At 33.2% G+C, this 14,341-nt stretch carries 7 protein-coding genes; all 7 read left to right on the forward strand.

The features are described from left to right. Nucleotides 1–56: 56 nt before the first annotated feature. The gene (locus QZ143_RS07460) at nt 57–6,149 is read left to right on the forward strand and encodes an AMP-binding protein (RefSeq protein ID WP_292882767.1); all 6,093 of its coding nucleotides are present in this window, start codon (nt 57–59) and stop codon (nt 6,147–6,149) included. Between the two features lie 2 nt (nt 6,150–6,151). After that, nucleotides 6,152–7,882 (forward strand): MATE family efflux transporter, encoded by a 1,731-nt coding sequence (locus tag QZ143_RS07465; protein WP_292882770.1) that lies wholly within the window; start codon nt 6,152–6,154, stop codon nt 7,880–7,882. Nucleotides 7,883–8,151: 269 nt separating this feature from the next. Further along, a complete protein-coding gene (locus QZ143_RS07470; protein ID WP_342765211.1) occupies nt 8,152–8,643 on the forward strand; it encodes a hypothetical protein in 492 nt (163 codons plus the stop codon). 397 nt (nt 8,644–9,040) lie between these two features. Then, on the forward strand, nt 9,041–12,241 hold the full coding sequence (locus tag QZ143_RS07475; protein ID WP_292607719.1) for a C1 family peptidase: 3,201 nt from the start codon (nt 9,041–9,043) through the stop codon (nt 12,239–12,241). A 43-nt stretch (nt 12,242–12,284) separates the two neighbouring features. Continuing rightward, the gene (locus tag QZ143_RS07480) at nt 12,285–13,010 is read left to right on the forward strand and encodes a CPBP family glutamic-type intramembrane protease (RefSeq protein ID WP_292607716.1); all 726 of its coding nucleotides are present in this window, start codon (nt 12,285–12,287) and stop codon (nt 13,008–13,010) included. A 159-nt stretch (nt 13,011–13,169) separates the two neighbouring features. Next, nucleotides 13,170–13,730: a hypothetical protein gene (locus QZ143_RS07485; RefSeq protein WP_292882775.1), complete on the forward strand. Its 561-nt coding sequence runs from the start codon at nt 13,170–13,172 to the stop codon at nt 13,728–13,730. A 99-nt stretch (nt 13,731–13,829) separates the two neighbouring features. After that, nucleotides 13,830–14,279: a hypothetical protein gene (locus QZ143_RS07490; protein ID WP_292882778.1), complete on the forward strand. Its 450-nt coding sequence runs from the start codon at nt 13,830–13,832 to the stop codon at nt 14,277–14,279. Nucleotides 14,280–14,341 lie beyond the last annotated feature (62 nt).

The following is a 14,341-nucleotide window of genomic DNA, read 5'->3' on the forward strand; positions in this document are numbered from 1 at the left end:
ATGATGCACTTTATTCTCAGGAGTTCATTGAGGATTTAACTGATAATATTGGATTGATGGTTAATAAGCTACAGGAAGATTTCACTAAACCTGTTGATGAGATTTCATTATTGTCAAGTGAAAAGGAAGTGGAATTAAGAGAAATTCACAATGATTTTGAAGCGATTGAGATTGATGCAAATCTTAAGGAATTGTTCGAAGATTCTGTTTCAAATCTCTCTGAAGAAATTGCTCTTATTGACCATGGCCAAACATTGTCTTACAATCAATTGAATAGCCTATCAAATAGGATTGCACATAGCCTGATTGATTTGGATGTGTCTTCCGGCGACCATGTTATCCTAAAACTTGAAAGGTCTGCCAAATTAATATCTGCCATTTATGGGGTGATGAAAACAGGCGCTTCCTTTACAATAGTGTCAACTGAACAGCCTGAAGAGCAGACAGATTTTATTATGCAAGACACCGGTGCCAAATTGGTCATCCAATCAAACATTGATGAATTATTGGACAATGAGAATGACGGCAATCTGGACGTTGACATAAAATCTGATGATTTGGCTTGCATAGTCTATACATCCGGATCTACTGGAAAACCGAAAGGGGTAAAAATTACCCATAAAGGTTTAATAAATTATATTGATTCCAGAAAGGACAATATTGCAATTCATGCCATACAAAATGACGTTTCCAACATGCTGTCATTAACAACAACCACGTTCATTGCATTTTTAAGAGAAGTTTTAGCGACAATAATCAACGGAACAAAAGTGACTCTGGCTAGTGATGAGGAAAGCAAAAACCTCTCCAAACTAATTCGTTTGATTAAGGAGTCAAAAGTAGACGGTTTATCCTTAACTCCTTCAAGAATTCAGGAGTATATGAAAGTCACTGAGTTTAAAGACCTGCTTAGACAATTTAAGATTATTATTATTGGTGGAGAGAAGTTCATCCCATCAGTCTATGGCGATATACGTGCCAACAGCGATGCAAAAATATTTAATTCATACGGATCTTCTGAAAACACAATTGCAACACATCAGAAATTAATTGACAGCGATGAGATAACTGAAGGAGTACCTATCCCAAATAATATTGATTTAATCATTGATATTGACGGTAATCCATTGCCTAACAATATCACTGGTGAAATCTGTACTGCAGGGGTTCAAACCACTCCTGGCTATTTGAATAGGGATGATTTAAACAAATCTGAATTTTTATTTGTAAATGATTTGAAATTCTATAAAACCGGTGATTTGGCTTATAAGAATTCAAATAATGAATTGGTTATTGTAGGAAGGAAAGATAAACAAATCAAGCTTAGAGGTCAAAGAATTGAACCTGGAGAGATTGAATCAGCAATTTCCAAATATCCTGGTATTGAAAATGTTGTAGTGGCTGTAAAGCAGATAAACAATCAGGACATTCTATGTGCATATTTCACTGCGGCTGAAGATATCGATGTCAGCGATTTAAAAGATTATCTTTCTTTAAAATTGATAAGATATATGATTCCTACTTCATTTATGCAATTGGATGAGATGCCTAAAACACCAAACGGAAAAATTGATTCTAAGAGTTTGCCTGTTCCAAAATTAAGTTCACAGCATGTCAATGCCGATAGTGAACTTGAAAAAAGCATTTTTGAAATTTGCAGCGAAATTATGGGATTCGATGATTTTGGAGTTACAGATGACCTTTATGAGCTGGGCTTTACTTCATTAACAATAATGAGGCTAAGCACAGAAATCTATAATAGGCTTGATAAGGAAATCAACGTTACTATCATTCTTCAGCAACCGACAATTCGCAATATTGCCAAAAACATTGAAATCAGTGATGGGTTTGCTGAAAGCGAAACTGATGAAAGTGAACATAAATATTATAGGTTAACTCCTAACCAGTTGGGCGTTTACTTCGATTGCGTAAAGGATTATGAGAGATTGAATTATAATCTTCCTAAATATATTGAATTGGGAAGTGATATTGATGAAAACAGGCTCAAATCAGCTATTATAAAAGTAATCAATTCTCATCCGTACTTAAAAACAAGAATCGTAATGCAGGATGGTGTTGCATATCAGGAAAGTAGGGATAATCTGGTTGTAGATGATTTAATTGAAATAGTTGAAGTGGACATCATTGATGAAAACTTCAAAAGAGAATTTATCAAGCCATTTGACTTAAGCGAAGGACCGTTATTCCGGTTTAGAATTATTAGAACTCAAGGCAATACCTCAATTCTTTGTGATTTCCACCATATAATTCTGGATGGAACTTCATTGAATATACTATTTGATGAAATTGCAAAAAGTTATGACGGCATTGAATATGAATCAGAAGAAATCAACGGTTTTGAATATTCATTAAATGAAGTTAAAACTCAGGAATCCTCTTTATATAAGGAATCAGAAATGTTTTTCTTTAATAAAATTAAAGAATTCGATGAGGCCACACTAATGACTCCGGATTTAAGCGGTGATGAAAATGATGGTGTGGGCTTGGAGAAAACTATCTTCCTTAAAAAAGATGAAATAGATGATTTCTGCAGTGAATTATCAATCAGTCAAAACAATTTCTTCCTGGCAGTGTCATCTTTTGTTTTATCAAAATTCGCCTATACTAAAGACTTATTGATTGCAACAATTACCAACGGCAGGTTCAATCCAAATCAGCAAAAGACATTGGCAATGATGGTTAAAACATTACCTATAGCTTTGAACGTAAATTCTGATTTGACTATAAATGAATTCTTTGAGTATGCCAATAAGGAATGGTTTGATGTATTGGCTCATTCTTCATATCCTTTAACAGAAATTGCCAATAAATATGGATTTGTTCCTGAGTTTCTTTATGCATTCCATGGAAACATTGTTGAAGACATAAAGATTAATGGAGATTATGTAAAAAGAGAGGCATTGGATGAGGATGACCTTAAATTTAAATTGAATCTTAACATTTCAGAGGTTGAAGATAAATATGATGTCTCAATGAGTTTCAATGACCAGTTATATTCCGAAGAATTGATTCAAACATTTTTAGATAGTTTTAAAGTTGTTGTAAATAAATTTATAAGCCTTGATAAAGATAAGCAATTAAAAGATATTTCCATTGTTGAAGCTAATGAACTGTCCGTTGACGATTTGAATCTCGTAGAATTGGATGAATATAGGTTAAATAAAATATTTGAAAAGCAAGTGGAATTGTATCCTCATGATTTGGCAATATCTGCTGAAGATGGAGATTTTACCTATGAAGAGTTGAACAACAGGGCAAATAAGATAGCTAATGCACTTATCAAACGGGGAGTTGTTGCTGAAGACAAGGTGATGTTCATACTGAAACGTGACAGCAACGTATTTGCTTCCATATTCGGTATCCTAAAATCAGGAGCAGCATTCATTCCGGTCGATTCCGATTATCCTAAGGATAGAATCGAGCATGTTTTAACTGACAGTGATTCCAAATTCATCATTGTTGATGATATTGTTGAGATAAAAAATATTGATTTAAGTGATTATTCAAACCATATTATACAAATTTCAGAGCTGCTTGAAGAGACAGATACCTCCAACCCGGACCCGGAATTAAAAGGGGAAAACCTTGCATATATTATTTACACTTCAGGTTCAACAGGTCTTCCAAAAGGAGTGATGATAGAACACAGGAACCTTGCAAACTTTGTCTATCCTGATTCCAGAAGCGTTTATAATTATGAAGTGGCAATAAACGGTAAAAAAGAAGGATATAAGGCCTTATCCATTTCTACAGTTGCATTCGATATGCTTCATCAGGAAACAATGACTGCACTGATGAATGGAATTCCGATTGCATTTGCCAATGATGCTGAATATAAGGATCCTTTGGCCTTATGTGAGTTCATTAAAAGAACAGGTGCAAATGTTTATAGTGGAACTCCATCACGTCTACTGCAGTATTTCGAATTGGATGATTTGGGTGAAGAATTTTCTAAATTTAAGGTTTTATCCATTGGTGGTGAAGGATTCCCTCCACAATTGCTTGATATTCTCAATGGCCTTGATGCAAAGGTCTATAACATGTATGGGCCTACTGAAACAACGGTTGTGTGTAACGCACATCTGATTGATGACGGAAAACTGAATATAGGAAAACCTTATTTCAATGTTTATGAAAGCATTATGGATTTGGATGGCAATCCTCTACCTCCAAACGTTATGGGGGAATTGTATATTGCAGGTGGCGGAGTTTCAAGAGCTTATCTAAATAGGCCGGAAAATAATGAGAAGGCATTCTGTGAGATTAATGGAATAAGGTTCTATAAATCAGGAGATTTTGCCAAATCAGATGATGAAGGAAACATATATATTCACGGACGTTTGGACAATCAGATAAAACTAAGAGGCCTTAGAATTGAAATTGGAGAAATTGAATCACTTATTTCCAATTTCGAACCTATTCATTCCGTTGCGGTAGTCGTTAGAAAAATTAAGGGCAATGACCATTTATGTGCTTATTTCACTGTTGATGATGAATATAAAGTTGAAAATCGCACATCCAATGAATTTTCATTTGACATTGAGGAATTAAAGGAAAATCTTTCTGAAAAATTGACATATTATATGGTTCCTACCGTTTATATGGAATTGGATGAAATGCCTCAAACATTGAATGGTAAAACAGACTTGAAAAGTTTGCCTGAACCTGAACTGATTTCAGAATATGTGGCTCCCGAAAATGAAGTTGAAGCATTCTTTGCAAACACATTTGCCGAAATTTTAGGACTTGACACAGTAAGCGTTGAAGATAATTTCTTTGAAATTGGAGGAACTTCTCTACTGGTCACTAAAATTACATTGGCTGCTTTAAATAGGGATTATGAATTAAATTATGGAGATGTATTTAAAAATCCAACCCCAAGAAAGATTTCTGAATTCATTTCTCAAAGGGACTCTTCACAATCCGAAGATGAAAGCAAGTATGATTATTCTAAAATCAACAGATTGTTGAGTAAAAATAATTTGGAATCAATGATAAACGGAAAATTGGAGGATAGTTTGGGTAATATTCTATTGACTGGAGCTACTGGATTTTTAGGAATTCATGTTTTAAATGAATTGTTAAAAGCTGAATCCGGCATAATTTACTGTTTTGTAAGGTCCAAAGGTACTTTGTCAGGTATGAACAGGCTCAAATCTTTATTGTTCTATTACTTTGAAGACAATATTGACGATTCTATCATTGATGAGAGATTGCAGGTGATTGAAGGTGATATCACCGACTTCAAGTATTTTGAAAATATTCTGAATTTAAATATTGACACAGTTATCAACTGTGCAGCTAATGTAAAGCACTTCTCATCTGGAACTGACATAGAAGATATCAATCTGGGAGGTGTAATCAACGGATTGAGATTTGCCAAAATGAAAGATGCAAAATATGTTCAAGTTTCAACATGCAGCGTTGCAGGAGAAAGTATTGATAATTTCCCACCATTGGACGTTGATTATAATGAAAGGAATTTGTTCATAGGTCAGGGAGTGGATAATCAGTATATTGGAAGCAAGTTTTTAGCTGAAAGGGCAGTTCTTGAGGCGGCTGTAGAAGATGACCTTGACGTTAAAATAATGAGGGTTGGTAACTTGATGGCTAGAAGTTCTGACAGTGAATTCCAGATTAACTTTGAATCAAACGGATTCATCAATCGTTTAAAGGCTTTTGTAACTATGGGAAAAGTGCCTTATGAAATGTTGTCCGACAGCATAGAATTCAGTCAGATTGATATTACTGCCAAATCAATTGTCGCATTGGCCAAAACACCAAAGAACTGTGTTGTTTTCCATCCGTATAATTCTCATGAGATTACTTTTGCGGATGTAGTTGATATCATAAAGCCTTTAGGATTGAATATTGAACCTTGTGAAGATGAAGAATATGAACAGGTCTTAAAAGATGCATTGGCGGACAAATCCAAACAGGATGGTGTTTCTGGTTTAATTACTTCAATTGGATCTGGTAAAGTTAAAAAAGAATGGATTCCAGTTGAAAATTACTATACTACCCAAGTGCTGTATCGTTTGGGCATTAATTGGCCATTGATTTCTAGGGAGTACATTTATAATTTTGTTAAATATTTGAATGATGTGAATTTCTTTTTAGGTGAGTAACAATGTATGAACGCAATTATAAATTATTAAGTGGTAAATTCAAGGAATTCTTCATTCCTACCTTATTAACTTCAATGACAGGCAATATTTGTTTGCTTGTTGATTCAATCATTGTAAGTAATTTGATTGGTGCTGTTGCATTATCCGCTATCCAACCGGTAGAGCCGTTAAGTACGTTCGTTAATTTAATTTATTGGATGATTGGATTGGGGGGCAGTGTAATGTGCTCAGTTGCAAAGGCAGAATTTGATAATGAAAAAAGCAATAGGATATTTTCCGTTTCGATAATGTCCTTAGTGTTGATTGGAGTATTGTTCTCGCTTTTGGGAACGCTCTTTTCAGGTCCGATTATAGGAATTTTATGTCCTTCTGCTCAAATACAACCGATTGTTTTCCAATATTATAGTATTTATATACTTGAAATTCCATTCTTATGCTTTATAATGTGCTTATCATACTTTGTTCGTGCAGATGGGATTGCAGATTTGCCTTTGAGGTCATTGATTGTAGCTAATGTGGCCAATATCATATTCGATATTATATTTATCGGTGTGTTTGGCTGGGGACTTTCCGGTGCGGCCGGTGCAACAATTGTAGGTTATATTTTAGGCTCTATCTACATGTTAACTTACTTCTTCAATCCAAAAAGGACATTAAATTTCGTTTTCGTTAAAGTCAAGACATTTTTGAGCACTACTGCTGAAATCTGTAAATCCGGATTTTCCGGTGCATCAACACAATTATATTTCACAATAAAGATTTTTATAATCAACACTCTGATTACCTTATACATCGGCCAGTATGGTTTGGTTGCATTCAATATCTGCTGCAATAGCCTGTTTATTCTTTACATATTCCTGATTGGTACTGCACAGACAATGTCTCCAATCGTATCTGTCTATTATCAGGAGGAGGACTATAAAAGTGTTGAATATATTACGAAAAAATCCTTAAAGATTGTTTTGGCTTCAAGTTTAATACTGTCTGTGTTCTTCATTATCTGTCCTCAATCTTTATTGATGTTATATCAGGTCAACAATCCTTCAGATATTCCTATTGTATTGAATGCAATCAGGATTTTCTCATTGAGTTATGTGGGAATTGCAATCACGTTCCTGTATACCTTTTACGCTCAGGCCATTCAAAAAGATAAATTGTCAAATACCATATCCATACTTGAAGGCTGTGTCTTTCCGGTGATATTCGCATTTTTATTGTCATTTTTAATGGGCGCAAATGGAATTTGGATTTCATTCACTATTGCCGAAATCCTTACAATATTATACATTTTCATATATTCAAGATATCTCAACAAAAAGACTGATGGCGAATACTCAGGATTTTTCATAAACAAACACAATGATGATAAAAAGGTATTTGCATATACAATCGAAGGCGATATCAAACAGGCTGTAGAGTTATCTAGGCAAGTTAAGGATTATTTGGCTGAAAACAAATCCGCAGTATTGGTCAGTATGGCTATTGAGGAAATGCTTGTCAATATCATCAATATCAATGAATCTGTTGATGCAATTGATGTCATCGTTAAAAATAATGATGAAAATATTTTAATTTCCATTAAGGATACAGGCATTGATTTTAATCCGATAGTTGAAAATGATAATCTTGAATTTGACAATATCAGTGTGTTGAATAAGATTGCTGATAAAATTGATTATTCGAGGGTATTGGGGTTAAACAGCACTGTAATTATAATCAACAGCCGAGACTAAATTTGTTTTAGGCGAAATAATGTCTGAGTTTGAGGGTGTAGAGGACACATTATTCATTCCACTAACGGCAAGAATAAGTGTCTTAAAAAAAATTTTCCTGAGTATTTTTTTTGATCAAAAGCATTGGAAATGGAGGATTTGATTAAAGATAAGAAAATTGATGAAAACTCAACGCAATACCCGATTATTGCAAATGTTGCCCGAAGTTATAATCTGGACAGAATGACAAAGGAATTCATAAACTGCATGACAAATGCAATATTGTCAATTTGGGTGTGGGGCTTGAAACATCATATTATAGAATTGATGGAAAAAATGCACTATTTTTTGAAGTTGACCTACATGAAGTGATTGAACTTAGAGAAAAATATTTCGAGCCTGGATTAATTGAAAAGTTCATTAAAGGAGATTTATTCAAACTTGATTGGTACAATGAATTAGACACCACTCTTCCAACATTATTGATAGTTGCAGGTGTCTTCCAATACTTCCATGAAAAGGATGTGGCCGAATTCATTGAAAATGTTAAGGACATATTTGAAAATGCTGAGATAATATTTGAGGCTGCAAACAGATTTGGAAACATATACTGCAGTTTCTATGTCAAAAGAACAGGCAACAAATCTGCCAGGATGTATTTTTATATTGAGGATGAATTTGCACAAAAGGTCAATTGTCAACTGATTGAATGCAGGGGATTCTATAAGGATACATTAAGAATGCTGGATAAAAAGTGGGGTTATATTCAAGAGCTGCCATGAGAATTGCCGATAATAGAAAAAATACAATGATTTTGCATTTAAAGATTTGAACCACCTCTACATTTGAGGCAGTTCAACTTCCTTAAACTCTTTTTTTTAATTTAAGAATTTTGTGACAATTGCTTTTTTGTGAGATCTCTAATTATTTTTTGGATAAAATTATCTAAAATTTCAGTTATTCTGTTAAAAATGATTTAAAATCAGATTAAAGATATATTCGTATGTAATAGAACAAAATCTCTTCTTTGGGATTAAATCGATATTTTTATATATGTATGGGAATAAACTTTTTTTTAACCTGTTGTTTAAAAAATATTCAATATTCGTTAACATGTAAAAATAATATTCATATTTTTTTTTATTTATGGGTTAAATTTTGATTAATTGGGGGTAATCTATGAAATTCACAGCAATAGGGTTTTTATTGCTTTTTTTGATAGTTTCAATAGGTGCGGTCTCAGCAACAGAAGAAATTAGCAATGAAACAATAAGTACAGATAATACAATAGAAATGGGGGATGCTGCTCTTAATGATGAGCCAGCAGTCTTGCAAAGTACAGAATATAACAAATATGGTGAAAGTGAAACTAACAATACGTTTACAGATTTAGCTAAGGATATTTCTGCATCTGGGGAAGTATTGGAAATAGAAAAGGACTATAAATTCAATAATGCTGATATTAGAAAGCCAATTGGTATTGTTAAAGATAATTTTGTAATAAATGGAAATAACCACATACTTGATGGAAATGGTCAGGTGTCAATGTTCGTCGTTTTAGGAAAAAATATCACAATAAACAATCTTAAGTTTGTTAATGGTTATTCTGATGGGTATGGTGGTGCAATAATTGCTGAAAAAGGGTCATTAACTTTAAATAATGTTACATTCATTAACAATACTGCAAAACTCTTTGGAGGAGCAATGACTATTGTGGAAAATGCCATTGTTAATATTTCTAATTGTAACTTTATTGATGGTTATTCAGATAGGGGCAGTGCACTTTATTTGGAAACCGGTACTTTAAATGTTGAATACAGTAATTTTACATCAAAATATTTCAGTCATTGGGGCTCAATTTCTACTAACGAGATGGATATCACTGTATTATCTATTGATAATTGTATTTTCGATAATGTTTTTTCAAAATATTCTCCGGCAGTATTTGCTCAGGTATGCTATGTGACCATCAATAATACTAAATTTTATAATTTAAAAGCAAATGAATCTGTTGGTGCTGTAGGAATTCGGGCACCTAAACAGGCAATTATTGAAAATTGTTTATTTGCAAATACTACTTCAACTAAAAATGCGGGGGCAGTATTTGTCGATGTCAAAGGAGAGGGTACCGAACCAATTACAGAACCAATTGAAATAACTATTCGAAATTCAACTTTCAATAATATTTCCTCAGGTTTTGGCGGGGCTTTTGTTCAGCTAACCGGTAATTCAACCCTTAAAGATTCAAGCTTCACCAACTGTTTTGCAGTTTATGCCGGAGGGGCAGCATATCTTTCAGATGTAATTGCAGAAATAACCAATTGTAAATTCAATTCAAATAAAGTGGTGTCACAGCCTAATTATCAAACATCCGGAGGCGCACTATATTTTGATTTCGGCCTTTTAAATCTTACGGATTCAGAATTCAATAATAATAGCGCTTCAATGGCCAGCGCAATATTAATTTATGATGCCGAATATCATCTGGACAATATAACCTTTAACAACAACAATAATCCTGTTTATACTTATTTTGATGATGTTGGTTCAACAATAGGTCGAATATATGGGAACGATACAATTTCTAAAGATGATTTGAATAACACATATTATCCAAGTGTGATTCTTGGTGAGGGAATGAAATTAAATTTAACCACAAACAGCATTGACCTTAGTATTCTTCCTACCAGATTTGATTTGAGGGAAATCGGATGGCTTACACCAGTTAGGGATCAAGGAAGTATGGGTTCTTGTTGGGCATTTGGTGGAATAGCAGCATTTGAATCTGCTTTATTGAAAAATACTGGGATATCATATGATATTTCAGAAAATAATATGCAGGATTCCATGCTTATTTTCAGCAGATACGGATCCGGTAATGTCGAAAGTGCGAATGAAATGATTGCGGCAGGTTATCTTTTATCTTGGATTGGAGCATTTCCGCAGGTTTATGACATATATGATGAAGTTGGAAAATTATCTCCTTCAATCCACACAAATCAAACAATACACCTTCAGGATTTTGTTTTAATTGATTGTGGAAACGTATCAATTCCAGGAAATCCTGCTCTTAAAAAAGCTATTCTTAAATATGGTGCATTGGCTGTACTTTTTGGTGCTGATCAAAGTCCAGAAGGTTATAACGATACTACAGGTGCTTTTTATAATTTGAATGGTACTCCAAATCATGCAGTTGCTATTGTTGGATGGGATGATAATTATTCAAAAGAAAACTTCGCCACCACACCTGAAGGTGATGGGGCATGGATTATCAAAAACAGTTGGGGAGCCCAATGTGGTGATGGAGGATACATGTTCATTTCATATTATGATGGAACATTATGCGCCGATGACAAACTAACAGAACAGGCGGTCGCATATGTGTTTGAAAATACTTTGCCATACAATAAGAATTATCAATATGATTTTACAGGTATTAATGAATTTATGATGTATGATGAAACCAGTGAATTATATGGCACTCCTATAACCAATGTGAATAATTTTGTCAGTGCCGAAGATGATTTGATAGCTGCTGTTGGAACCTACTTTAATCAAAGCGGCATGGATTATACAATTAAAGTTGCAGTGAATGGTGCTGTGGTCTATACTCAAAATGGCGTTTCACCTTATCGGGGATACCACACCATTAAATTGAACAAGTACATTCCAATTAAAAAAGGTGATAAATTTAGTATTTATGTAACATCCTTGGCATTGGGTGTATCTATTCCAGTAAGGATGCACTATGAGGAGAGCGTTTCATTAACTAATATTGATGATGGATCCTGGAAAGATTTGTATCAGGAATATGGACAGGTTGCCTGTATTAAAGCATATACCTTAAAAGATGACACAGCTATCGCTGGCAACAAAAACATTACAGTCGACTATGGTGGTGGCAAATACTTTTCAGTCAAAGTTACAACAGCTGACGGTCATATTGTCGTGGGTGCCAGTGTTAAATTCAAAATTAATGGTCAATCAACCACAGTCAGGACTGACAATAATGGAATTGCTAAAATAAAGATAACACATCTTCCAAAAACTTATTCCATGACAACTACATACAATGGCAAAACCTACAAGAACACAGTCACTGTAAAACATGTGATTAAGGCAAGCAAAGTCACTGTTAAAAAGACTGCTAAAAAATTCACATTAAAAGCAACACTTAAAATAAATGGCAAATTGGTCAAAGGCAAAATAATAACATTCAAATTCAACGGCAAGACATATAAAGTAAAAACCAATGCAAAAGGCATAGCACAAAAAGCATTGAATAAAAATGTTATTAAAAAGCTTAAAAAGGGTAAAACATACATAGTTAAGGTGAGTTACTTTAAAGACAATATTAAAACAACAGTTAAAGTTCGATAGATGAATTATTCATCTATTTTTTTATTTATGGAGGTGAATTATCATGTTCTCTTTAAAAGACAAATTTAAATTTTTAGATGATGGGATTGATTTTCCTTTCTACAATGACGTGCCGAAGCTATCCACAGCTGATTGGTCTATTGTATTAATATCAGTTATTTTGGTCATAATTACAATTTCTTTGTTTAGTTCGCATCAAGCACTCAAATCTGTAATGATATTTTTGGTAACAATAATTCCTGCATTGTACATCTGTAAAAGAAATTATGGATTGTTCTTTAAAAGGATAAGGTTAAAAGACATTAAAACAATCATATTGTCTTTTCTTGGCTATATTTTATATGTTATGCTAATAGCTACTCCAATTTTAGCATTAATGCATTATCCTCTTGCTGGTAATGGAATTCTTCCAATAGCCGAACAACTAAGCCCTACATTTATTGTAACAATCTTTCTACAGCTTATGGGTGAGGAGTTCTTAAAAATATTCCTGCTATTGCTTATAATGTATGCAATCTATAAATCAACTGGAAATCGTGACATTAGTCTATTTATCGGTATTGTTGGTTCATTGTTTGTTTTTGGAATGGCTCATTACACTGCATATTCCGGAAGAATTTTTCAAATACTATTAATTCAGGGACTCGGTTCTATATTTAATTTATATGCTTATATGAAAACAAAAAACGTATTTGTATCATATATTGTTCATTTAATGATAGATTTTTCCGGTTTTATAGTGTCTGCAATTCAGGCTGGAGTTCATTAATATTCGGTAGGTGCAACAGCATCTACTTCTCTTTTTATTAGTTAAAATTTTGTTCACGATATTTGCAATTAAAATATTCGAAATGGCTAAAATTTTCATAAAATTAATATAAAAGGTAAATGATATATATTAATATCAATGGAAGGAGTTCAGTATATTATGAATAATGATGAAATGTTGGCTCGTCTTGGAATTTCTTCAAGATTGGCTTACGGTCTACTTTTTCAAAGTATATTGGTAATATGTGTAGCTATAATCAGTATATGGGGTATATTTGAAATAAAACAGGGTTTTACTCTTAGTTATATAACAAATATTCTTTCATTATTAGTTTGTATTTCCCTTTTAGTTTATTCTTTTTATGGTTTTAAGGCAATATGGAATCAGGAAGCTTTTTTCTTGTCTGCTGTAATTTTATATGTGCTTACGATTATTCTTGGAATATTCGCCACTACAGTTGATTTTAAAAATCCTGTGGGCATGCTTACAGTAATAACATTGATTAGCATGATCTTTTTCCTTCATGAATATAGAGTAAACTATAAAGTTGCTAACTTTGCAATCTTAATAGCTCTTATTTCAGGTGTTATTGTATTGATATTCAATATGATGAACGGAATGCCTTGGTTCATTGCCCTTAAATACATTGTCATTCCTGTTACAATCGCTTTGACTTACTTTGAAAGAGTTCAAAGGGGTAAATACGACTTCAAAATTTAAACTATTAAGAAATTATTTTGACTTCCCATTATTAGGGGAGTTTAAAATCATTTCAAAGCTTATTTTATTAATATATTATTTTAGGAGGGGGTGAAAATTTTGGATATGAAGAAAATATTGGTTCTTGCGTTATTCTTGGTGGTAGTTGTTTCTACAGTGGCTGCTATTAGTGCATCTGAAGATTTAACTTTAGAAGGTATCAAATTTAACATTCCGGACGGTTACTCTCTTATTGAACAGGAAACCGATGCAACTGAAGGTGCTGATACAGAACATATGGACGGTACTGCTGTTGATAAGGAAGTTACTTCTGAATATAAGAATTCTGCTGGCGATAAATTAAATGTCCATGTAGGCGTAAAAAACAATCAAAAAATTGATTCAATAAATCCTGGTGGTGAAAAGAAAACTATCTCCGGTAAAGATGGATTCCTTATTAAAGAAAAGGATGATGGAAAGGACAAATATAAGTTTGAATACTTGCAAGATGGTAAAATAGTTAAAATTTCTGCTGTTAGTGAAGATATTATCAGTCAGGTAATAGCATAGAGTTTTACCATTTTTTTATTTTTTTTAAAATTCTTTTTTTCTAGTTTTGGAACTTTTTTAAT

The organism is Methanobrevibacter sp. UBA188 (assembly GCF_905234905.1).
GTDB lineage: Archaea > Methanobacteriota > Methanobacteria > Methanobacteriales > Methanobacteriaceae > Methanocatella.